Source organism: Alicyclobacillus fodiniaquatilis (genome assembly GCF_042678105.1).
Taxonomy (GTDB): Bacteria; Bacillota; Bacilli; order Alicyclobacillales; family Alicyclobacillaceae; genus Alicyclobacillus; species Alicyclobacillus fodiniaquatilis.
On record NZ_JBHUCX010000004.1, the window covers coordinates 16,018 to 39,492 of the forward strand.

Genomic DNA, 23,475 nt, shown 5'->3' on the forward strand with positions numbered 1-23,475 from the left:
AACGAACAAATGACAATGGATAGGGCGATGCCAAGTATAGGTGTCGCCCCTTTTCGCGCTGTCATCATCTTGACAGTATAGAACTATTTAGCTTTTAAATGGTTTATTGAATGATCATTTCGGCTGTTGTATATTAATTTTGGTATGACGATTTGTAGGTGGTGAACAAAATGTCATGGACGAACTGATTGACGTATTGACTTCATTTAAACATGTTTCCATGGTCATGCGTCAAATCGTAGACGAAGCTGCAAAGGAGGTCAATTTGGGTGCTGGGCAGCTTTTTATTCTCCAGTATTTAGAGACGGCGCATTGCGTGAACATGACCGAGTTATTGGGTCATCTTCGCATGTCGAACGCGTCAATCAGCATACTCGTGGACAAATTGGTCAAGCGGAACTTGGTACAGCGAAAATACTCCGAAATCGACAGACGACGTGTTGTGCTAAGTTTATCAGACAAGGGGCACGATATGTTGCGAAGTGTTTTTGCCGCAGATGCGAAGTTGATGCAACGTTTGTCGGAACTTTTTACATTGCCAGATGGTGAATTGGAGCAATTATTGCGCATTCATCAACACATCTTGTTAAACAGTGAGTCGGGAGGTACACATTTTGAGTGCTAGACGCATGCTTATCATGAATGTCGTGATTATCTTAGTGGTCATTATTGCTGGTTTTGTCGGATATTACTTCTATAACCAGTCGACTTTGTACCTGACGACTGACGATGCTCAAGTCAGTGGGCAACAGATTGTCATCAGTGCCCCAGCTACAGGAACAATCAGTGATTGGAAAGGGTCTGTCGGCACGCAGTTCAGTAGCGGCGATTCAGTTGGAACTGTACAAGTCGCAGGCGCAAAAGGCACGACAAGTGTTTCGATTCCAGAGCCGGCGGACGGTACGATTGTACAGTCCATGGCAATGAACAACGAATTTGTCGCTGCAGGTACGCCACTCGCCTATGCATACGATTTGAACAATTTGTGGGTGACGGCAAACATCAAAGAGACACAAATCAGCGATGTGAAAGTCGGACAGAGCGTCGATGTTTACGTCGATGCGTATCCTGGGACGACTTTTAGCGGTGTCGTCAAACACATTGGGCTTGCGACCGCGGCGACTTTTTCGATGCTACCGACAGAAAACACCAACGCCAATTATACGAAAGTCACGCAAGTCATTCCCGTGCAAATTCAACTGCAAGCAGAAAGCGGCCGTTTGGAGCCAGGCATGAGCGCTAAAGTTCGGATCCACAAATAAGGAGGCTCATGTCATGAATAGAGTAGCCGCGGGTTCGGGAGGGAGCAATTTCTCGGGCTCGGAGATGCATAAAGCACCTATCTTAATCTCATTGATCCTTGGCGCATTTGCGGCAATTTTGAACCAAACGTTGCTAAACGTCGCCATTCCGCAGTTGATGAATGACTTCAATGTATCTGCGGACACAATTCAATGGCTCACGACCGGATATATGCTCACAAACGGCATTGTCATTCCGTTGACGGCGTTTTTGATGGGGACATTCACCACTCGTCAACTGTTTCTCGGCGCTATGGTCTGTTTTGGCATCGGTTCCGTCTTCTGCGCTGCGGCACCGGACTTTACGGTGATTTTGATGGGCCGCATCATCCAGGCTGCAGGCGCTGGCATCATGATGCCGTTGATGATGACGGTGATCTTGAACTTATATCCGCCTGAGACGCGGGGCAAGGCGATGGGCGTCATCGGGATCGCTATATTTTTTGCGCCAGCCGTTGGTCCCACGCTGTCTGGTTGGATCATCGAGAATTATTCGTGGCGCGTCCTCTTTTATATCGTGATTCCAGTAGCCATCATCGACTTGGTTGTGGCGGGCATCTTTTTGAAGAATGTGACCGAGCGGACGTTTCCCAAATTTGAAGTGATCAGTTTTCTGACATCCTGCTTGGGGTTGGGCCTTTTATTGTACGGCTTCAGTGAGGCGGGCACCAAAGGATGGGGTAGCACGGAGGTCTTGGTCAGTATCATTGTCGGCCTGGTGTTCATTGCAGCCTTTATTTGGCGGGAGTTGACTTCAGCACATCCGTTGTTAAACTTGCGCGTGTTCAAGTTTGGCGGCTTTTCCTTGGCCGCCTTGGTCAGCTGCGTCGTCAACATGGCAATGTATGGCGGATCGCTGTTGATGCCGATGTACATCCAAAATGTGCGCGGATATTCGACGTTGGATTCTGGATTGTTGCTTTTGCCAGGCGCCATCGCCATGGGCATCATGTCCCCGATTTCCGGCGCGCTGCTCGACAAAATCGGCATTCGGCCACTTGCCATTTTTGGACTGTTGATCACGGTCATCACAACTTGGGAACTGACTCATTTGACGATGGATACACCGTACGGGCATATCCTGCTGATTTACACAATCCGTATGTTTGGCATGTCTTTTCTGATGATGACCATCATGACCAGTGGGTTGAACCACCTGCCAAGACAGTTTAACAGTCATGGCACGGCGGCCGCGAACACGGTGCGGATGATTGCCAGTTCATTGGGAACCTCTCTGTTGATTTCCATTATGACCAATCGCACCAATCTGCACTTGTCGCAATATGCAAACAGCATTTCTTCGACAGATCCGCAAATGTATAATTCTATTTACAGCATGGGCGCAGGGCTTGCGGCCAAAATGGGCGGAACGATTCAATCCGGCATGCAGACAGCCACTGAACTTTTGTATCAACAAGTGGGACTTCAGTCGGAGGTTCAGGGGATCAACGACGCCTTTTTGGTCGCTGCTGGCATCTCGTTTGTCGCTCTGGTCTTATCTTTGTTCTTGCGCAGGGCGAAAAAGGCAACGCCGCAAAAAGACAAATTGCAGCGAGAGCAACGTGCGCTGCCAGCACCTGCAGAAATCAGCCGATGACGGAATAAAAGCGATTTGAGGTGTCACATTACATGAATATTTATGTTGTTTACGACAGCGAAGCTGGCCATACTGAGGTGCTTGCCAAAGCCGTCGCCGAAGGGGCGAAGGCTGTGGAAGGGGCGAATGTGCAACTGCGTCACGTCAATGAGGCCAAGGTACGTGAACTTGTGGACATGGACGCACTGATTTGGGGGTGCCCGGGCCATTTCGGCACCATCAGTGCTGGACTGAAGGCGTGGATTGACAAGCTTGGTTACATGTGGGCAAAAGGGCAACTGGTCGGCAAGATTGGCGCTGCATTTTGCACCACGGCCACCGTTCATGGCGGCATTGAAATGACCCTTTGGAATTTGCTCACACCGATGTTGCACAACGGCATGATCCTGGTCGGGTTACCGGGAAATGTGCCGGAAAATGCGCTTTACGGTTCATACTACGGCGTCGGCATCACCTGCCCAGTGGAGTTTTCCACCGATGCGCCGATGAACATGCCTTCCGAATCGGATTTGGCCTTGGGCAGAGCGTTGGGCAAGCGCGTGGCGGAAGTGACCAAAAAATTTGTCTCCTGACCGGAGTGTCGCGTGATGTCAGCGCTTTGACACGGACGTACGAAATGACTTCCGGGAGGTGTCAATGTGAGTTTTCTGATCTTTTTTGTGATCGGCGTCGTTGTGATAGGGGCGATTGTCACTGCCATCAATTTGCGTGCCATTCGGCGGGAACGAGAACAGGAGCAGGCGCCACTTACGGGTGATTCCGCGGCCCGCGAGGAACAGGATGCGTCTGTAGCCGAAGTGATTGACGTGCAGGAAACACCCCCGTCCGGCCCGCGAGAGCAGCGTGATCGTCAACACATGCAATCGGCGGGTGAACGCACGTCTGGGCGGAAAGCGGAGGATGAAGATGGTGGCAGCGACTGGTCGTACCGCGAGGCTTTGCGCCGGAATGCAGGGTGGGAACCGCAAGAGACGGTGAAAAGCGATGTCGTCCGCAAGGAAGAGGAGCCAACAGGCGTCAGTGATGACGGGTACCGGGAAGCGTTGCGCAAAATGAGAGAAGCAAGTTCAAATGAGAAGCCCGAATCGTGAATACGCGGTTCGGGTTTTTCGTCTGAATCAGGCGAGGGGGGCGTTAGCCGCCCGTTTGCGTTGGATAGGACGCTGTCTAGCGTGGACGAAAGATCAGGAAACCGCTAGAATTTGAACAGGAGCAGCGTCGCGTCAATGTATGGCAAAGTGCTGTCTGGATACTACGAAAGGCGGTGCCAAATGACACAATCTTGGTTGATCAGCACAGATTTGGACGGTACCTTATTGCAGCACGACGGACGTGTGAGTTTGGTCAGTCAACGCGTGTTTGCGCAACTGCATCAACGAGGTCATCAAATCGTTTTGGCGTCGGGCAGGCCGTGGGATGAAATGGCGTCCATCGCTGCGACGTTACATATTCCATGCAGTGTCATCGCCTGCAATGGGGCGTGGATTGGCGACACAAGTGGCAAGGCCTTGATTGAGCACGTGATTCACAAAGATGTGGTGGTGGAAATGACACAGCTTTTAGAGAACGTGCAGGCGGCGGTCATTGTCACATTGGAAAATGAGCGCGTCCTGCTCGATATCGGCCGACCATCGCTGCGGCGCAAGTCAATTGTGGAACCGCTGGTGCAGCCAACTGATTTGCAAATGGACAAAATATTTAAAATCACGTTGGCGCTTGATGATGACAATGCTGAAGAAATGACAGACATTCTGACGTCTCGGTTTGGGGATAGCGCCGCCGTCGTCCGTTCTGATCCGCGGACCATCGACATCAACGCCGCAGGCACTTCCAAAGGGCGGGGGATTCAGGAATTCACGCAATTGATGGGGATCTCGCTCGAACATTCGATTGCCTTTGGCAACGAAATGAACGACGCGGCGATGCTCGAAACGGTTTCCATTGGTGTCGCCGTGGCCAATGCCAATCCAAATCTATTTCCCTTCGCAAAAAAACGCACATTGTCGTCAGCGGATCACGGTGTCGCGGTGTGGCTCAGCGAATTTTTTGAATTGGATGGCATAGATATACCCGCTCTAGCTGTGGATGCACAACAAGCGGCCGGGCAAAAAGGGGGTGTGTGACTTGTCTGACAAGTCGATTCGTTTTGCACTCCATGGGTATGGCTATATTGGGCGCATGCACGTTTTGGCCAGTCAATTGAGTCTGGCTGCAAACGGCGGTCCAACTGTACTGTGGGATACAGCGGTCGTCCGGGATATGCAAAGCAACGCGGCGCAACAGGCCAGCACCGCGTTTGCGCATGTGACAGATCGCTTGGCTGATCTGCATGAGCGTCCGCTTGACGCCATCGATATCGCTTCGCCCAATGACCTCCATTTTGCGCCATTCGAATTGGCGCTGGAAAAAGGATGGGCTGTCTACTGTGAAAAGCCCATCAGTCATTGCTTGGAAGAAGCCGAGCGAATGGTGGCACTGGCGCAAACGCGGCAGATGGTGGAGCAGGTGGCCTTGGTTTATCGCTTTCATCCGGCTGTATTGGAGGCGCAACAGTGGCTTTTGTCAGGGCAACTCGGGCGGGTGCTGACCTTTCGCGGCGAATTGTTGCACGGCGGCTATCTCAATCCGGCGCGCCCGATGTCCTGGCGCTTGCAGAAGCAGGCGTCCGGTGGCGGCGCAGTGATGGATCTCGGCATCCACATCATCGACCTCATCCACCTGCTTTGCGGCAAAGTCGCCCACGTCGCGGCGGAGACACGCACGTTTATTCCTTCTAGAGCGGGTGCTGCTGGCATGGAGGCGGTCGATGTCGACGACTGGGCGAGCATCACGCTCCACACCGAGTCCGGCGCTGTAGGCACCATTGAGGTCTCGCGCGTGCACTACGGCGAAGAGACGGACAGCCTCACCATTGTCTGTGAGCGAGGCGTGCTGCGGCTGCCGCTCGATATGTATCAAGGCGTCACGCTCCATACTTATGAACCGAATATCGCGCCGATCACGCTCGATAAAAACCAACATGCGGATATTTTTACGGCCAAGTTCGCACAAAGTACGCTCTTGAATTTACACGCAACTGCACTTGCTGCGTTTTGCGCGCGGGTGCAGGGGAAGACCGTCCCGTACGCTGTGCCGACCTTAGCGGACGCCTGCGTCGCGCAAGCGGTGTGTGAAGCGGCTTTGGCCGCCGGATCGACAAAGAAACAATGAAGATACACTCATAAAATGTGCGCCAATGCGCAAAATTTGGCTGTGTACGACAATCCATTGAACGTGCGGACGGAAATCGAGGGATCCAACATTTGGAGGGATAGCGCATGGCAGCAGAAACGCAATTGTGGATCAACGGCGAGTGGGTGAAAGCACAGCGTTATGTGACGCTGGAAAACCCACATACCGAAGAGGATATTGCACATATTGGCTATGCTTCGGTGGCGCAGGCCAACGATGCCATTCAGGCTGCGCAGGAAGCATTTTTGACGTTTCGCGAGACCCCAGCTTGGCAACGCGCCCACATTTTGCGATCCGTCGCTGAACTGATTGCAGATCGCCGCGATGAACTTGCGGAAACCATCGCCCGTGAAGCGGGAAAACCGATGCGCGCCGCGAAGGGCGAAGTGAACCGAACCGTGGAGACGTACCGTTTTGCGGCGGAAGCGGCCAGGGATATCCGCGGCGAATCCATCCCGTTGGATGCCGCGCCGAACGGTGAAGGTTACATGGCCTATACAATCCAGCGCCCACTCGGTGTCGTCGCCGCCATCACGCCGTTTAACTTTCCGATGAACTTGGTGGCACACAAGGTCGGACCGGCGATTGCGGCGGGCAACACCATCGTGCTCAAGCCTGCCGAGCAAACGCCGCTGTCCGCGTTGGTCTTGGCCAAACTATTTAAAGATGCAGGACTGCCAGACGGCGTGTTGAACATCATTCCCGGCGATGGCAAAGAATTAAGCGAAGCGCTGACAACCCATCCCGACGTCGCTTTTGTCACATTTACAGGCAGTCCGCGCGTCGGCAAACTGATTCGCGCCCAAGCGGGGCTGCGCAAAGTGACGTTGGAACTGGGTTCTAACTCACCGCTGTTGATTGACGCTGGTTTTCAGCAGTCTGAATTGGAGCAGATTGCCGATGAGACTGTGCAAGGCGCATTTACCTACAACGGGCAAGTTTGCATTTCCATTCAACGCGTCTACGTCCATCAAAGTCACTATGACGAATTTACGCAAATGCTGGCCAAACGGGCAGCTGCCCTTCGTATTGGCGATCCGCTCGACGAAAAAACCGACATTTGCAGTTTGATCAACCAAGCTGCAGCGGACAGGCTGAAACAGTGGTTGGACAGTGCAGTGGAAAAAGGGGCGAAAGTCGTCACTGGCGGTCACTTTCAGCGCCGGGTGCTCGAACCGACGGTGCTGGTGGACGTTCCGGCAGATACGCAACTGCGCACTGAGGAAGCGTTCGGCCCCATCGTGCTCGTGGAGCCATTTGCAACATGGTCGGAAGCCATTGCGAAGGCCAACCACTCCAAATACGGCTTGAACGCTGGCGCGTTTACCAAACAGCTCGATCACGCCTTGGAAGCCAGCCGCAAAATCGAAGCGGGGGCTGTGCTCATCAACCAAGTGCCGACGTTCCGAGTGGATCAGATGCCCTACGGCGGTGTGAAAGAAAGTGGGACTGGTCGTGAAGGGGTTCGTTACGCGATGCAGGACATGATGGACATCAAAATGGTGGCCTTCCGTTCCAGCGCGTTTCACAAATAACGTCTGGTTTTGTCAGCTGCAGCCAAGGTTTGCGCCCACCGGGACGGCGGGTATGCAACCTTGGCTTGTTTTTTGTGGGCGTATGACGCTTGTAGGGAGACAAAGCGGCGCTGGCGAATCTGCGCAAACTTACCTTTGCGGCGCAGCGGCGCGCAAATAGTTGATGGGAATGCCCTGAGCACGAAACTTCTGTTCGTATTCGGTTTGGACAAATTGGCTGGAAATGCTGCCATCATCCGGTTCACCTGGCGCAAAACCGCGTTCAACGCGCATCAATTGCCAGCCAGCTGCTTGAAACGCGGTCACTGACCACTCAAAAAGCTCACTGTTGTCGGTCTTTTGTTCGATCACGCCACCAGGCGCCAACAATGTTTCATAGCATTCGAGTTTTTGCGGTGCTGTGAGACGGCGGATATGGTTGCGTCGCCGCGGCCAGGGGTCGGAGAAGTTCAGAAAAATCCGCTCCACCTGTTTGCCAGACAGTTTTGCGGCGATTTCCTCAATATCTCCATTGATAAACAGGACGTTGTCCAATTCATGTTCGATCGCCTTTGCCGCCGCTTTGGCGATGACGATGGAAACTTTGTCGACGCCAATAAAAAAAGCGTCCTTGTGGCGCGCTGCCATCTGCGCAATGAAGCCACCCTTGCCGCAACCCACTTCCAGATAGATTGGGCGCGTAATAGACGCTAAGTCTTGTGAAATGTCATCCTGACGTACATCCCGTAACACGGGCGCGCCTTGTTCCTGCCATTTTGGCAGACGTCCCGCTTGGCGTAAACGCACGGGTCATCCTCCTCGGTCTTCTTTTGTCGTTAGCATGGTACAGGATTGTGCGGGCAGGTTCAAGCCCATCCTTACATCCACGCTGACAGCGTGTCCTGTCCGTTGTTCAGTTAGACTTTCCACGCTTCTTGCTGCCGCGCGTCGAAGCGCCTGACGCAGCCTTGTCTACTCGACTCGTGCGATGCAACGTGAAAAGGATTAAGATAGAGTCAGCGTAAACATTTCAGGTGCAATCAAGAGAAGTACAGTCTGGATGAATGGAAATGGAGTGTGCCTAGATGGCAACCGAAGCGTTACTGATTATCGATATGTCGAACGATTTTGTGGCAGATGACGGAAGTCTCACGGCGGGCGCCGCAGCTCAGGAGATTGTGCCCTACATTGTCAATCTCGCGCAAGTCATGCACGGTCAGGGCCAGCCAGTCGCCATTTGTATGGACACACATCATGTCAATGACGCGCATTTTGCCGAATGGCCACCGCACAACGTAGCAGGAAGTTGGGGCCATGAGCTGTATGGAGAACTCCAGGATTGGTATCGGAAAGTAGAAGACGATGCGCATGTGATTTATGTGGAGAAGGCCAGCTACAACGCCTTTTACGGGACAAACCTCGCGCAAGCGCTGCGCAGACGCGGCGTGGATACAGTGCATATCACTGGCGTCTGTACAGATATTTGCGATTTCTTGACGGCTGCAGGCGCTTATGACGAAGGCTTTCAAACGGTCGTACATCGACGTGGCTGTGCGACATTTACGGGCAATCACGATGTGTTTATCGATCAGATGGCCATCTGTTTTCACGCTGTCATTGTCGATTGATAAATCGACCGCAGCGCGATTACAGCTGGGTCCAATGCAGTCCGCCATCTGTCGTTTCGAGCAGAACTGGATGCAGGTGACTGTCTTGCAACAACAACCAACCCGTTTGTGTGTCGGCCATGTCTAGTTGCAGGACTGTCATGTGATCCGCCAGTAGATCGTTTGGCACACTGCCCGCTTGATACCAGGACTGACCAGCATCATTGGTTGCATAGAGCAGATAGTGACTGTCTTTATGCTCTAGGGCAAAACCAACCTGCACGGAGAGCCATGTACAAGCTTGCACCTGTTGTAAAGATGTCGTTTGCGGCTGCCATTGTCCTTGAGCATCACGTTGAAACAATAGCAGACCTAGCGCACTGTCGGTCACAGCAACAGCGTTGGCAACCTGGCTCTTGTTAGGTGCAGGCGGGATGGTCGCGTATGCCAACGTCTGGTTCACCAGCGTTGTAGGCAGCGTCACCGCCTCATTCTGCCAATGCGCACCTGCGTCATTGGTCGTTTCAATCGTCAATGGTTGCTGGGAAAACGAGTTGGTGCTGACTAAAGTTCCATGTTTGCCATCGGAACTGAAGCGCATGATGGCACTATCGCCGTTGTGCGGCAAATCAAGTGTTGAACTGTTTACTTCCTTCCAGCTATGACCTCCATTTTGGGTTTCATAGAGGTACTTGGCGGCTGCGCCTGTCGATTTGTCACCGAGTAACAGCATCCACCCTTGTTGCGGAGAAACAAACTGCAACTGCCCGATGTTGGTGATCTCTGCTGGAATCGCCACATCGTTTTCCTTCCAAGTTGTTCCACCATCTGTTGTACGCATGACATGCAAGCGTGCATTGCTCACCCAAGTGAGCCAACCTGTCTTATCACTGGCAAACGTCACAGATACATCGTTTTTGTTTCCTGGCCCTTCTTCGTCGTATGCGTAGGTGGGCAGGGCAGGAAGTGGACAGGGCTGCCAGGATACGCCGTTGTCGTGCGTGTGAAACAGATGAAAATCATTGCCGTGATAGCCCCATGCATATCCGTTGCCATGGTCCAGCATTTGAATGTGTGTGCCGACAACTTGGACGATGTCTGTGAAACTGTGCGCGTCAGATGTTTTGTCTTTGGCGGTTCCCACAGCGCCAGAAGCTGTATTTTTCGGGCTTGTGCCGACTTTAAGTTGCGCGTCGCCCTTTCCTGACGGAGAGTCCGATTTTGCTGTCGGTGAGGCGCAGCCAGCAACCATGAGGGTGGCAAGCGTCACTACAGTAAGTTGTAGTCGTAACAAGGCGCGCACAGGCAGACACCTCCTTTTCGCAGGATTCCAAGCTATTTTACGTCATCATCATATCGCACTCCGTCAAAACGTCATGGATGGCGCTGTGGCAATATAGGCATAATTAGACAATGATGGCATCAACGCGCTTGTTTTGCCTGCGCATCTTCACGCAATGCGCGTCGCCAGTAAAGCACGCCATCGAATGTCAATACCCAGGCAATGGATAGGACGCCAGCGACAAAAAAGCCCAACATGGGCACTTGGCAGATGGGGCCGACGACAAACGCCAGGGCCTGCGCCTCAATGGACGTGAACAAGGTGACAATGCCGAAATGGCGGAACAACGTTTGTTGACGCGGGGTCAACAACATGTTGGAGCCAGCTGTTTGTGCCAATTTGCGCGCTTCATTTTCACTTGCTGACGGCGCCTTTTTGACCGTGCTGTCGGTTTTGATGAGCACGCGGCTGAACAGGTACAAAAAGCCGCCAATCCAGGCCCAAGTCGGTAGCGGGCCGTGCGCTGCTTGCCCTGAGTAGAGACCAATCATCAGAATCGGTTTTTTGATCTCGTCAAACGTGTGGTCTATCCAATGGCCGAGTTTCGACGACATCTTGTTTTTTCTTGCTTTATACCCATCCGCGCAATCCAGGATGTACGACAGTTGAAAGAGCAATGCGCCGATGACAAGCCACCACGGCGTCCCAATATAAAAAGCGGCTGCGGACAAAATGGCGATGATCAATGAAATGACAGATATTTGGTTCGGGGTCAGTCGTGTTTTACACAGCCATTCGGAAATCGGGACGGACAAGGGAAGGGTCGTGTAAGTGTCCCAGGGTTTGGGGAAACGGATATAAGGATTATCTGCACAACGAAAGAAGTAGGTGTCCGTAAATTTCAATGTGACCATCCTTTTTGTTACGTCATACTTGCGTAACTTAACCACAGTCTCTATGTCTATATAACTTGGATTATAATTGAACGAATTGGCGAACTTGTCAAGCGTGATGACTGATTCCTCCAACGTCACAGCTATGCCAGCGAACGGTGATTTGACATATGGTGCAGAATTTGCAACCGTGTCTAGGAGACTTGTGAAAATCCATCAGATTGGATGACAAATAGAAAATTTTTTCACAAGTTCCCTAGGGAGCGTGATTATTGAATGAAAGATTTTCCCTTGTTGCTCAAGTCCGTGTTGTATCGAGCGACGACCGTTTTTTCGGATCAGGAAATTGTCACAAAAACAGGGGCAAAAATGAAGCGGTATACGTACCTGGAAATGGCGGCGCGTATCGCTCAACTGGCTCACGCTTTGGATGAATGGGGCATTGAACCGGGAACGCATGTCGCATCCTTCGCGTGGAACCACCATCGCCACCTTGAACTATATTTTGCCGTGCCTTGCTCTGGGCGGGTATTACATACGGTGAACATTCGATTATCTGCTGAACAGATTGTTCACACCATCAATCATGCAAGGGACAAAATCCTCTTTATTGATGAGGATTTGGTGCCGCTGTTTGCACCGCTTGCGGCAAATTTGCATACGGTTGAACGATACGTGATTTTGACAGATTCGCTGACCGTGGATGTGCCTCTACCGAACGCCATCAGTTATGAGGCGTTTTTGCAGGGTCATGCAACCACATATGAATTCCCGGACTTTGATGAACATACACCGGCGATTCTCGGCTACACTTCCGCGACAACAGGGGAGCCCAAAGGGGTTATCTACTCCCATCGTGGACTTTATCTACATTGTCTGTCCTGCATGACGGGTATGCTCGCTGTAGACGAACGGGATGTCACGATGCCCATCGTGCCGATGTTTCACGTCAATGCCTGGGGGCGTCCCTATACGGAGATTTGGGCGGGCGCCAAGCTTGTCATGCCAGGGGTGCGTCCGACGCCTGCAGATTTGGCTGATTTGATTCAGCAGCAGAAAGTCACGTTTAGCGCGGGGGTGCCAACCGTTTGGATGGGCGTGCTGGAGCATGTCCGCGCACACCGCGAGGACTACGACTTCAGCCATGTGCGGCTCTTGCTGTCAGGTGGCGCTGCACTTTCGCAGAGTTTGACCAAGGCGTATCAAGAGGAGCTTGGTGTGACACTCTTCCAAGGTTATGGGCAAACAGAGACAAGCCCTGTTTCATTTGTCAATTATCCGAAGAAGAGGTATGCGGCGCTACAAGGCGATGAGGTGTATGATATTCGCGCGAAGACCGGACTGTTGGTGCCAGGATTGGAAATGAAGCTGGTTGATGAGGCAGGCAATACGGTGCCGCATGACGGTGTCACGCGCGGGGAACTGCTGTTGCGCGGGCCTTGGGTGATTGATTCGTACTATCAAGCGCCAGAGGAGACGAAAGCCGCATTTTTGGATGGATGGTTTCGCACGGGCGACATTGCGACTGTCGACGAAGATGGTTATATGCAAATTGTGGATAGGACGAAGGACCTCATCAAAAGCGGCGGCGAATGGATTTCTTCGGTGGACCTGGAGAACGTTTTGATGTCGCATCCAGATGTGGTGGAAGCGGCTGTCATCGGTGTACCCGACGAGAAGTGGCAAGAACGACCGCTGGCCTGCGTCGTGGTTCGAGCAGACAAACGTGAACATGTCACCAGTGAGGTTTTGCGCGCATATTTGGTGGAGAAGGTCGCAAAGTTCTGGGTGCCGGATACTTTCGTCTTTGTGGATGAGATTCCAAAGACAAGCGTCGGCAAGTTTGCGAAAAAACAGTTGCGCGCGCAATACCGCAGCGATTTGCATTGAGAAAATCATAGCGGATCAAATGAACAGTTAAAATAAGGGGAATAACTGTGGGGGATAGCCGTAACGGGCTTCGTCGTATATATTCAAGAGGGCGCGTTGTTGTGTTATCACTTAGGGGAAATGTGAAAAAAGCCTCTTATGTTATTCAGCCTGATGGAGTTTCACATGTCCCTTTACAGCGCTTGGCAAAACATCTGTGCGAATGAACCTACGGTCAAATGAGGAATTCCGATGATTAAGACCTACTTTTATGAACATGAAAATGAAATTATGCACCATGATGTGGATTTGACCCAAGTGAAGCGTTTGCTCGCCGACGAACGAAATCTCCTGTGGGTGGATTTGTTTGATTGGCAGCCGCGTGATTTGCAGTGGCTAGGCCGCATGTTTTCCTTTCACGCATTGGCGATTGAGGACTGTATTTACGATTCCCCTCGTTCGAAGGTGGACCGTTACGACGGGTATGACTTTTTCGAACTACATGCATTGCGCTATAACGAGGACAGCGACCCGGAAATTACGAGTGAGGAGCTCAATGTATTTTTGGGCAAGAATTATGTGGTCACCGTGCACAAAAAGCCGATTGCATCCATTGGGCGTATCGCCGACGTTTCTCGAAAGACACCCCACTACATGACGAAGGGGCCGGATTATCTCTTATACGCCATTGTCGACGGGATCACGGATACCTATTTTCCGATAATGGAGCGGATTTCAGCCCGTATCGATGAACTGGAAGTAGAAATCTACGAGCACCCGGCGTTGGCCATCACGGAGGAATTTCTCTCCCTGAAGCGGACCATCGTCATGATGCGCCGCGCCATCGCGCCGCAACGGCGGATATTTTCCAACATCGGCACGCGCTACACGTTTGACGTACGCAAAGAAAATTTGCCGTATTACATGGATTTGACGGATCACCTGGAACGCGTTTCCGACTCGATAGAAGTTTTTCGCGATCTCGTCAGTAGCGCGCTGGAAACTTATTCGTCGTACGGAACGGCCAAAACGAACGAAGCCATTCGCGTATTGACCATCATCACCACCTTGACGGCGACATTGACGCTGATCACGGGTATTTTTGGGATGAACGTGCCATTGCCTTGGCAGAAATCGTGGTGGAGTACGCTCGTCATTGCGGCTGTGATGGTCGGCCTGAGCCTTTGGATGGTGCGCGCGTTTCGAAAGCGCAACTGGATATGAATTTTTTGGCGGTGTTTTTAGGGAAGAGAAGTATCCTTATTATGTTTGTAACGGACTGTGTGTCCTAAGAGATGACAATGCAAAAATCAACGGCTAAAAAGGTTCTTCATTACAACCCTGTTTAGCCGTTTTCTTTTTTAGAAGGTGCCAGAATACAGTTCATTTTGAAAGTTCATCACGTCTCTATTTCCATTGGTGATACCATACACATATGCGGAGCGCATGGAGGTGTAGTTCATGATAACGTTTGCAATCGTGGGTTCAGGCTGGAGAAGTGCGTTTTTTCTGCGAATTGCAGAGCAATTGCCCAAGATGTTTCGCGTTGCGGGCATGGTCGTACGCGATGAAGCGAAAGGACAGGCGTTCGAACGGCGCTGGGGAGTTTCAACATACCGCTCCGTTCAAGATTTAATCGATCACGTCGATGCTTCGTTTGTCGTGGTCAGCGTGCCGCGCGAGGTTGCGCCAGAGATCACCGTGCAACTGTGTGAAAAGGGGTTTCCTGTACTCTGTGAAACGCCACCCGCCAAAGATTTGCCTGAATTGATTGCATTCAACCGCTTGCTGCAACGTGACTGGAAGGTTCAGATTGCTGAACAGTATATTTTTCAACCAAGCCATGCAGCAAGATTGAGTTTGGTTAAATCCGGCAGGATGGGTGCGGTTCAACAAGCCCAAGTTTCTGTTGCGCACGACTATCATGGGGTGAGTTTGCTTAGAAATTTTTTGGGGATTGGCTATGAGGATGCGACGATTCATGCATTTGCTCATCATGCGCCCATCGTGCAAAGTCCAGATAGAGACGGTCCGCCAAAGGATTTGAGATTGCAAGATTCGAAACAAGTTGTGGCAACGTTGCGCTTTGGTGACAAATTGGCAGTTTACGATTTCACAGATCAGCAATATTTTTCTTGGATCCGGTCACCTCGCATGTTGATTCGTGGTGATCGAGGAGAAATCAATAATTTTGAAGTGAAGTATCTGACCGACACTGGCTCTCCAGTTGCAACGAGGCTCCATCGACAGGACGCCGGGCACGACGGGAATTTAGAGGGATTCTATCTCAAAGGCATTTCACTCGGCGCAGAGTCACTTTACGAAAATGAATTCATTCCCGGGCGCTTGAGCGACGATGAAATTGCTGTGGCTACTTGTCTGAAGAAAATGGACGCTTATGTGAAAGGCGGCCCCGCCTTTTATAGTGTCGCAGAGGCGTCGCAGGATCACTATCTTTCGCTTCTTATCCATCAAGCTGTGGATCGTGGCGAGTCGGTTGTGTCCAGTAGGCAGCCATGGGCGTCAAGTTGAAAATTTTGCATGAGCCAGAGAGGGTATAGCTCTTCGGCAAAACAATGATGTCTGCTTTTTAGTGCGATGAACCGATCAACGACGCCAAATAGCTGACCAAAATTCAAATGTGAACAGCAGGTGTGATACATGAACAGGGAAAATCAATTTGTCGGTTGGCAGCCATACCGTTCCCTCAATGAGGGTATGAACTGGCCGGATGGACAAGCGTTGCCATCTTTTGCGACACCGGAGGAACTGGATACCTTTACACTTTATCACCAGCCGGACGATGTCAAAAATACGTTGACCGTCATGCAGGGACTTATCAATCGCAAGAAAACGCGCATTTTTCTGAATGGCATCAAGGGAAAAGAAGAAGGGGCAGACCATTGGCCGACTGCCCTACACCTCCATCGCAATGAGAAGACCACCGACGTTTTTGCATTTATCGCGAAATATCAGCATGAATTTGGTGGCGTGGTGGTATATGATGGGGAACGTTCGCCCCATATGGTCAACCTCGCTGGCACCATCGCTGGCCTTCAGAATTTGCTGCCAGTAGACGTGAAATTCTACCAAGCGTTCGCCGCGAACGGGATTGAGCTGAAAATTCTGGTTGATTTGACAACGCTTCAATTTGAAAATCACGTGGAGATGTACCAATACATGTATGACACATACTGGGAGGGATGCACAAAGCGTGTCATGGTCAGTGTCGATCCAGTGGTTCACCACGCATACATACGTGATATGGCTGCTGCTGTGGGCGCAGCTGTCGTTTGGCTTGATGCGCGCATTCCCGAGGAAGCGGCCATGTTACACCGGTTCTTGGACGACATGACCGCGGGGGAGAGCATCTTGCTGGGGTGGTGGCCGGAGGAGCGTTCCGGAATCGGCGCGGGCACGCGTCATGGCATATCCACCATCCCCTCCGATTATTATGACAACGCAACAGTATATGCTGGCATGAGCCACATTCTGCGCATTCCAACTGTACCGAAAAAGCAAAGGCTTGAAAATAAAGTTTACATCGCGATTTTCTTAAGTGACGGTGATAACGTTCAGTATTGCCAGCACCACATGAGCATCTTATGGCGTGATCCAAAGCGCGGTACCATCCCCATCAACTGGACAATCAGCCCCGGCCTCGCAGATATCGGGCCTGGTCTGTTGAATTACTACTACGACACCATCACAGAAAATGACTGTATGTGCTCTGGTCCGTCCGGTCTCGGTTATGCGTTAATCTATGATTCACATAATGAAGTTTACTATTTGCAAGATGGGGAGCTTGCGAACGCGTACGCCAAATTTTCCGAGCAGTATTTAGCCAAAACCGGCATTCGCGTCATCACCGTCTGGGATGTGTTGCGGGAAATTCACTTTGACGCCTACGCGACGCACTGTCGCACATTATACGGCGTGACGCTGGAGGATTGGTTCCGCAAACCAGCCGCACTCAAAATTCATGTTGAGCAAAATAAATTGACCTTTGCGCCGAATTATCCGGCGTACGCTGAAACCTGCGATGATATTTACAATCACATGAAAGAGGCCATCGCCACATTTGATGGAACAAAGCCGTTGTTCCTTAGTGGGCAGGGTGTATCCTGGTCAATGACAGCGGAGAATTTGGCGGAACTCAAGCAACGCTTTGAAGATCTCCAACCTGGAAAGATTGAGTTCGTCCGCGCTGATCATTTCTTTGCGCTGCATAATGAGGCGAATGGGGTGCCATTTAATTTAGCGCTGTCACCAGATGTCAAAGTGACAGCGAGCGACAGTACTTGTCATCCGGCCAAAGTCATCAATGGTTCACCGAGCGGCGACAATGTCTGGTCATCGAAAAATCCGGGGGCTTGGGTGTCGCTTGACCTTGGCGCAGCATATAGCTTGACGCGGTATACGCTAAAAAATGCGGAATTCTCCGGCATGGATGCATCGCTGAATACTGTGGCGTTGAAACTTGAAGTCAGTTTAAACGGCAAAGATTGGACACTCGTTGATGAGCAAACCGGCAACGAAAAAGCGGCGATAGACGTCAACCTCGACCCAGTGAAAGCGCGTTATGCACGCCTCACCGTGATCGACCCAGGCGCAGACGGTGTCACGAGATTGGCTGACCTAGAACTCTATGGCATCGCGTAGTATCAGATGACTTAGATGGCGCTCTTTTAAGAAAAAATAGAGTCCCCCTGTGGCTGCAAACCTACGGAGGGACTCTTACTTCTGCGGGCGACAAGGCTGGCTGTCATCGTTACGATAAATGCCAGTGGAGACCTTGTTCAATGAATTCTTTTTGTTCCGAGGATGTCTAGGCGTAAAATGAGGGGGAATGATAAACTACATCACAAGTCATTGCTGAACAAGGAGAAACGCTCATGAGAAAAATTCGTCAGTATGTCGCTAGCGCCCTCGCGCTGTCCGTGCTGGGGGTCATGTCAGGATGCGGCACTCCGGATTCCAAAGGATCTACACCGACTAAGCCGCACCAGAAGGTGCAACTGAGCCACCTTACTGTAATGGGAATCGGCGGTTCCATTGCGCTGGGTGACAAGGCTACAAATGACAACGGCTATTTGCAGCGCACTTTTAAGCACTTTCACGACACCTACGTCAACAAAGCCATTTACGGGGCCAATAGCACACAACTTTCTACAATATACAAAAATCGATACACGAAATGGCTGTCTACTGTTCATCCGCAGGTGGTTGTCATTTCATGGGGGCTGTTGAACGATGTCTTGCCAAAGACCCCGCTGTCCAAGTTCAATGAATATCTAAATCAGGAAATCAAGGATGCGCTGGCTATCCATGCGCTGGTGCTTGTGGTAACACCACCAGCGACAGAGTTTGCGTACACGTATGAGAAGCAAGAGGATATGTACGCACAGGACGAGATTCAACTAGTTCGAAAGATGAACAATCCCAATGTGTATGCTTTTGATTTATTGAGTCAGATGAAAAACGATATTGCCAGCCACAACTTGAAGATTGCTGACCTCTCTGGTGATGCGCACCACCCCAACAATAAAGGGCATCAACTGGCTGCGCAGCTTTTGATTCAGGATCTCAGCGCCCATTTTCAGTGAGGCCCAATTTTTCACATGTCGCCATATGTAACGTTCATCATCTTCCATAGGTTTTTGGAGAGAGGGGAGATTGTTGCCGAAATCCCATTCTTTGAAGTTGGTTTCAAGTGCCCTTCTTTCTCCTCGTGCACCCTATCGTGTTTCGCCGAAGTATAGTGTGTGTCCTTGGTCGTCCTCAATCACGAATTCCCTTGTGCCCCAGGGTGTCTTATGCACGTCCTTTACCAGATTCACCCCACGGGCCTTCAGTGCTTCGGCCGTGGCAACTGCATCGTCCGTTTCCAGGTAGAGATGGAAGTGTTCACCCTCGCGTGTGTAGGCGATAGAAGGATCCGGCTCGTCTACATGCTTGAGATGGAAGACCTGGTTGCCTGCACGAATACCAGCATAGAAATCCTGATGGCGGAATGCGAGTTCCATACCCGCCTGCGCGGTGTAAAAGCGTATAGAACCTTCGAGGTCCGTGGTTCGCAGTTGTGTGATGACGCCTGATATTTTCATTGTTATCCCCCTATTTAGACGTTAAAGTAGTCATTTATCATTCTGAACGTTTTCGGCAAACACAAACCATGAGTGGCTGTCCGCTCGAAATGGACTCAAATCAAAATTACCATACACTTTTGTCAACTTAAATCCATGATAGTGAAGCGCACAGCGCCAAATCGGAGCAGAGATGCATGACACATGCTTGATATAAAGTATTTGTTTACCTCCGACCCTGATTGTGTTATTCTAAATCTTCACGAATGACTCAGGTCTGGAGGTATCTAATGATGGAATCGAGATCTTTCGATTCTACCCCGTCGGATCCACTTCAGGAAGAAGCGAGCCATTTACAGTACGTCCTCGAACAGATTCGCAGTCAGCTCACAAAAGACGGTACGGTTCTTCTCGAAATTGACGATCAAGATGATGCAGACGAAGCGCAGACGGCAGATGAAGTGGCCGAAACGATGGTCGAGCGTTTGCTGCGCGAACGCTTGCGCAATCTTCGGTTTGCCGAACGAGAACCGTATTTTGGCAGGCTTGATTTCGCCGAAACAGGTCGGACTGAGGGCGAGCAACTGTATATTGGCAAGCGCGGGGTAGATGACCCAGATACCGGGGATAGACTGGTGCTGGATTGGCGCGCGCCAGCCGCCAGTATGTTTTACTCGTTTACAGGGCAGGGAAATGAAGCTGCGTATGAAGCGCCAGATGGCACCATTTCCGGAACCGTGTTGTTGAAGCGCAATATCATGGTGCGTGATGGCGCTTTACAGCGTGTGGTTGACAGCTATGTTGAAGGTCAGGACGATGTGCCAGTCACCGATGAATTCCTCCTCTATCGCTTGGCTGATAACAAAGACAGCCGCTTGCGCGACATCGTATCTACCATTCAGGCTGAACAAAATGATATTATTCGCGCAGAACGCAATCACGCAGTGGTGATTCAAGGGGTTGCGGGCAGTGGTAAGACAACGGTTGCGCTGCATCGACTCGCCTATTTGCTATATCAGCACCAGGATAGGCTGCGTGCGGAGCGCATGGTCATTTTTGCGCCTAACTCGATGTTTGTCGATTATATCTCCGAAGTGTTGCCGGAGCTTGGGGTCGGCGGCATTCAACAAACCACGTTCGCCAATTGGGCCTTGCGCGTGCTCGACTACGAAGTGGGGTTGGTAGATCAGAGCCATCGTTTAAGGGACTGGTTTGGCATGAAAGACGATGGTGTCAGGCAAAACGAATACGAAGAGGTGCACAAAAAAGGGACGCTCGGTTTTATGCAGCAACTGGAAGCGTTTATTCGGACGTTTCATACCGACATGGTGCCGCGCGAGGATTTTACAGCCTTTGAAGGCATGACGCTGCCGTATGCGACCATTGCCCAATGGTTCACGACGGAATATGGCAACTACCCACTCGCGCAACGGCGAGACAGGGTGTTGGCGCGGGTCAAACGCTGGATGGAAATTTCGGTGAAGGAAGCGCAGGTTGCCGATAAAAAGGCGTTAAAGCGCACTGGCAGCGCGCATTACAAAGCGTATGAAAAGCGCTGGCCAACATTGACGCCGCTTGGGTTGTATCAGACCTTTCTGGAAACCGTCTCTGATTTGACAACCAACAGCATTGTGAAACCCAAAAAGCGTGGCGCTCGCCATGAAGTGCAAATGGAAGACTTGGCGCCGCTCTTGTATATTCATCTCGCGCTCAAAGGTGTTGATCCACGGGATCGGTTCGATCACGTCGTCATTGATGAAGCGCAGGATTTTTCTCCTTTTCAATTGGCGGTCTTAAAGGCGCATTGTCCGAGTCAGGCATTTACCATTTTGGGTGATTTGTCGCAAAGCATTCACACGTATCAAGGCATCACGGATTGGCGCGATTTTCTCGATCTGTTCGAGGAACAGGCGCGCGGTTATTTTCAGCTCGATGTCAGCTATCGCTCGACATTCGAAATCATTGAGTTTGCCAACCGGATCATTGCTGGTTTTCGTCAATTCCGTGAAGCGAAACCTGTGTTTCGCAGCGGTGAACCGGTCGTGATCGAATCCGTGTCTTGGAAAGAGCGGCTGGAGAAGGCTGCTGATAAATTGCACGTGTTGAAGCAGGAAGCCAATACGGTTGCGCTTTTGACCAGGACGGAAGAAGATGCGCATGTGTATCACCAGTCCTGCCTCGAAGCAGGAATAGACGCGCATTTGATTGACGCCAAACAGAATACGTATTTGGGCGGTATTTCAATTCTCCCGATTTATTTGGCAAAAGGCTTGGAATTTGACGCCGTGATGTTGGTCGATGTGGATACCAATCATTACGATGCGTCCGCGTTGTCAGCAAAATTGCTGTATGTGGGTTGCACACGTGCGCTACATAAGTTGTGTATCCAGTACACCGACACGATGTCACCGCTTTTGCATCCGGAAGAGCGCGAAAGCCAAGGCGCGCGAGTAGATGAGGAATAGACCGCCATGCGTGATGCATCCCGCACCAACAGCATCATGAAAATGCCAATCAATCGGAGCATCGCGGATGGCGCACGCACAGGTATCGACTTTATTTTTAGGATAGTCATCGCGCGAAGGAGACTGGCGGTTTTCCAGTCTCCTTCGTTTGTAGGACGCTTCAAGTGCCACATGTGATATGCTGTTGCTGAGGCATAGAGACGCCATGTGTCGGGTGAAATCATTTAAACACTTTAGTAAGCGGTTACAGGAAATGACCTGTCGATGCATAGGTCTCAAATTGTGCGTTTGATTGAAAAACAGTTTGATGTGGGTTGCATACGACGATTGTGAGACTTCAATTTTTGCATGTACGTTGACGAGGGAGGACTGGATTTGGAACTGTCTTATGCACAAAAACACGAAATCTATGAAAACGGTTTTGTCAAAATTCCAGGCGCTGTTCCGCAGGTGATGGTGGATGCCGCATTGCGGGCGATTAATCATTCGGTGGGAGAAGGCATGAAGTCGGAAGATGTGAACATTTTCCGGGCGCGTTCCTTCTGTCCAGAACTGCAATCATCTCCGGTCATCACAGACATGTTCAACAAGACTGTCGCTTGGGACCTCGCACAGAGCGCACTTGGACAGGGCAAGGTTCACCCAGTGCGCGGCGGTCAAATCGCCCTGCGGTTTCCGGGGATGGAAGATCCGCCGAGATCGCCAGGTTGCCATATTGATGGCATGTATTCGCCGACCAATGGCGTTCAGAAAGGGACCATCCAAAATTTCACCATGCTCGTCGGTGTCTATCTCAGTGAGACCGCTTGTGAAAATGCTGGAAACTTTACGGTGTGGCCGGGCACGCATCGCTTGTTTGCGTCGTATTTTCAGGAACATGGCGCAGAGGCGCTGCTTGATGGCATGCCGAAAATCGAGATGCCTAAGCCCGTGCAATTGATGGTTGAACCTGGAGATGTCGTGCTCGCGCACTATCAGTTGGCCCATGGAAATGCGCCGAATGTCTCTCCGAATGTGCGCTATGCGCTTTACTTCCGCTTGACGCACGGAGATTTTGACAGGGAAAATTGGCAGAAGCCCATGCAGAATATCTGGATGCATTGGCCTGGTATTGATTTTGCTTAGTCGTGCCTAAATCTTGCTGAGCGAGCGGCTAGGCAGGGCTGGCCTCGGGCAAGTGTGGTTCGAGCTTTGCGCAATCACGTTCCACACAAATACGCTATGGTTGTTGCATGGATAAAAAGTTAGATGGTTATAATATAGAAATAACAAGAGCCCTGCCTGCGCAAACAGGACAGAGGCTCATGAGCGGATACGGTCTATTCGTTGCGCTGATTACGGATCTGCGTTACGACAAAGAGTAAGCGGTGGCCGGGTCAGGGCTGCCGCTTATTCGTCTTTAGAGACGATCTCGGTGTGTATCGTAAAAAAGAACCAGAGGTGGCCAGCAATATGTACTGGCGTGACATTGATTCGGAAGATTCGCTTCATGACCCCACCTCCCCGGCTCACTCCTAGAACTAAAGAAGAGCCGTATCTGGCCCACATAAGTGAGCCGTAAAGAGGTGGTCGAACCAAACGAGGAGAAGTCATCTTATGATGAATCCCGCCAAACGAAGTATACCATGTT

The 23,475-nt window shown here is 51.2% G+C and carries 20 protein-coding genes; 16 read left to right on the forward strand and 4 right to left on the reverse strand.

Annotation, left to right across the window (positions count from 1 at the left end; translation table 11 throughout):
* Positions 1 to 175: 175 nt before the first annotated feature.
* From ACFSB2_RS00715 to ACFSB2_RS00750, 8 genes are all read left to right on the forward strand, one after another.
* Positions 176 to 625, forward strand: coding sequence for a MarR family winged helix-turn-helix transcriptional regulator (locus ACFSB2_RS00715; RefSeq protein ID WP_377940601.1), 450 nt, complete (start codon positions 176 to 178; stop codon positions 623 to 625).
* A gap of 4 nt (positions 626 to 629) precedes the next feature.
* Complete coding sequence (locus tag ACFSB2_RS00720) at positions 630 to 1,262, forward strand: efflux RND transporter periplasmic adaptor subunit (RefSeq protein WP_377940851.1); 633 nt, start codon at positions 630 to 632, stop codon at positions 1,260 to 1,262.
* Between the two features lie 64 nt (positions 1,263 to 1,326).
* Positions 1,327 to 2,898, forward strand: a complete 1,572-nt coding sequence (locus ACFSB2_RS00725; protein ID WP_377940852.1) for a DHA2 family efflux MFS transporter permease subunit — start codon at positions 1,327 to 1,329, stop codon at positions 2,896 to 2,898.
* A 32-nt stretch (positions 2,899 to 2,930) separates the two neighbouring features.
* On the forward strand, positions 2,931 to 3,470 hold the full coding sequence (locus ACFSB2_RS00730) for an NAD(P)H-dependent oxidoreductase (RefSeq protein ID WP_377940602.1): 540 nt from the start codon (positions 2,931 to 2,933) through the stop codon (positions 3,468 to 3,470).
* A 66-nt stretch (positions 3,471 to 3,536) separates the two neighbouring features.
* Entirely contained in the window at positions 3,537 to 3,989 is a 453-nt protein-coding gene (locus ACFSB2_RS00735; protein WP_377940604.1) for a hypothetical protein, read from the forward strand.
* A 180-nt stretch (positions 3,990 to 4,169) separates the two neighbouring features.
* On the forward strand, positions 4,170 to 5,021 hold the full coding sequence (locus tag ACFSB2_RS00740; protein ID WP_377940605.1) for an HAD family hydrolase: 852 nt from the start codon (positions 4,170 to 4,172) through the stop codon (positions 5,019 to 5,021).
* A 1-nt stretch (position 5,022) separates the two neighbouring features.
* Entirely contained in the window at positions 5,023 to 6,108 is a 1,086-nt protein-coding gene (locus ACFSB2_RS00745; RefSeq protein ID WP_377940606.1) for a Gfo/Idh/MocA family protein, read from the forward strand.
* 107 nt (positions 6,109 to 6,215) lie between these two features.
* Complete coding sequence (locus tag ACFSB2_RS00750) at positions 6,216 to 7,664, forward strand: aldehyde dehydrogenase family protein (protein WP_377940607.1); 1,449 nt, start codon at positions 6,216 to 6,218, stop codon at positions 7,662 to 7,664.
* Between the two features lie 129 nt (positions 7,665 to 7,793).
* Here the strand turns inward: ACFSB2_RS00750 and trmB are convergent, their stop codons facing one another.
* A complete protein-coding gene (gene trmB / locus ACFSB2_RS00755) occupies positions 7,794 to 8,450 on the reverse strand; it encodes a tRNA (guanosine(46)-N7)-methyltransferase TrmB (RefSeq protein WP_377940608.1) in 657 nt (218 codons plus the stop codon).
* A 278-nt stretch (positions 8,451 to 8,728) separates the two neighbouring features.
* Between trmB and ACFSB2_RS00760 the strand changes: the two genes are divergently transcribed.
* Positions 8,729 to 9,271 carry a cysteine hydrolase family protein gene (locus tag ACFSB2_RS00760; RefSeq protein ID WP_377940609.1) on the forward strand — a complete coding sequence of 181 codons (543 nt, stop codon included), beginning with the start codon at positions 8,729 to 8,731 and terminating at the stop codon, positions 9,269 to 9,271.
* A 19-nt stretch (positions 9,272 to 9,290) separates the two neighbouring features.
* On the opposite strand, the gene ACFSB2_RS00765 is transcribed toward ACFSB2_RS00760, so the two are convergent.
* Positions 9,291 to 10,553, reverse strand: coding sequence for a beta propeller repeat protein (locus ACFSB2_RS00765; RefSeq protein ID WP_377940611.1), 1,263 nt, complete (start codon positions 10,551 to 10,553; stop codon positions 9,291 to 9,293).
* Between the two features lie 119 nt (positions 10,554 to 10,672).
* Positions 10,673 to 11,437: a CDP-alcohol phosphatidyltransferase family protein gene (locus tag ACFSB2_RS00770; protein ID WP_377940612.1), complete on the reverse strand. Its 765-nt coding sequence runs from the start codon at positions 11,435 to 11,437 to the stop codon at positions 10,673 to 10,675.
* Positions 11,438 to 11,701: 264 nt separating this feature from the next.
* Here ACFSB2_RS00770 and ACFSB2_RS00775 point away from each other — a divergent pair, with 264 nt between their 5' ends.
* From ACFSB2_RS00775 to ACFSB2_RS00795, 5 genes are all read left to right on the forward strand, one after another.
* A complete protein-coding gene (locus ACFSB2_RS00775) occupies positions 11,702 to 13,315 on the forward strand; it encodes a long-chain fatty acid--CoA ligase (RefSeq protein WP_377940613.1) in 1,614 nt (537 codons plus the stop codon).
* Positions 13,316 to 13,546: 231 nt separating this feature from the next.
* Positions 13,547 to 14,518 (forward strand): magnesium/cobalt transporter CorA, encoded by a 972-nt coding sequence (gene corA, locus ACFSB2_RS00780; protein WP_377940614.1) that lies wholly within the window; start codon positions 13,547 to 13,549, stop codon positions 14,516 to 14,518.
* A gap of 237 nt (positions 14,519 to 14,755) precedes the next feature.
* Positions 14,756 to 15,826 carry a Gfo/Idh/MocA family protein gene (locus tag ACFSB2_RS00785; RefSeq protein ID WP_377940616.1) on the forward strand — a complete coding sequence of 357 codons (1,071 nt, stop codon included), beginning with the start codon at positions 14,756 to 14,758 and terminating at the stop codon, positions 15,824 to 15,826.
* Positions 15,827 to 15,955: 129 nt separating this feature from the next.
* Positions 15,956 to 17,956, forward strand: a complete 2,001-nt coding sequence (locus ACFSB2_RS00790) for a discoidin domain-containing protein (RefSeq protein WP_377940617.1) — start codon at positions 15,956 to 15,958, stop codon at positions 17,954 to 17,956.
* Between the two features lie 233 nt (positions 17,957 to 18,189).
* Positions 18,190 to 18,900, forward strand: a complete 711-nt coding sequence (locus ACFSB2_RS00795) for an SGNH/GDSL hydrolase family protein (protein WP_377940618.1) — start codon at positions 18,190 to 18,192, stop codon at positions 18,898 to 18,900.
* A 132-nt stretch (positions 18,901 to 19,032) separates the two neighbouring features.
* Here ACFSB2_RS00795 and ACFSB2_RS00800 read toward each other — a convergent pair whose 3' ends face one another.
* Positions 19,033 to 19,401, reverse strand: a complete 369-nt coding sequence (locus ACFSB2_RS00800) for a VOC family protein (RefSeq protein ID WP_377940619.1) — start codon at positions 19,399 to 19,401, stop codon at positions 19,033 to 19,035.
* A gap of 272 nt (positions 19,402 to 19,673) precedes the next feature.
* On the opposite strand from ACFSB2_RS00800, the gene ACFSB2_RS00805 reads away from it, so the two are divergent.
* Both ACFSB2_RS00805 and ACFSB2_RS00810 read left to right on the forward strand, forming a co-directional pair.
* Positions 19,674 to 21,845, forward strand: coding sequence for a HelD family protein (locus ACFSB2_RS00805; protein ID WP_377940620.1), 2,172 nt, complete (start codon positions 19,674 to 19,676; stop codon positions 21,843 to 21,845).
* 375 nt (positions 21,846 to 22,220) lie between these two features.
* Positions 22,221 to 22,970 (forward strand): phytanoyl-CoA dioxygenase family protein, encoded by a 750-nt coding sequence (locus tag ACFSB2_RS00810; RefSeq protein ID WP_377940621.1) that lies wholly within the window; start codon positions 22,221 to 22,223, stop codon positions 22,968 to 22,970.
* The last annotated feature ends 505 nt before the right edge of the window (positions 22,971 to 23,475 follow it).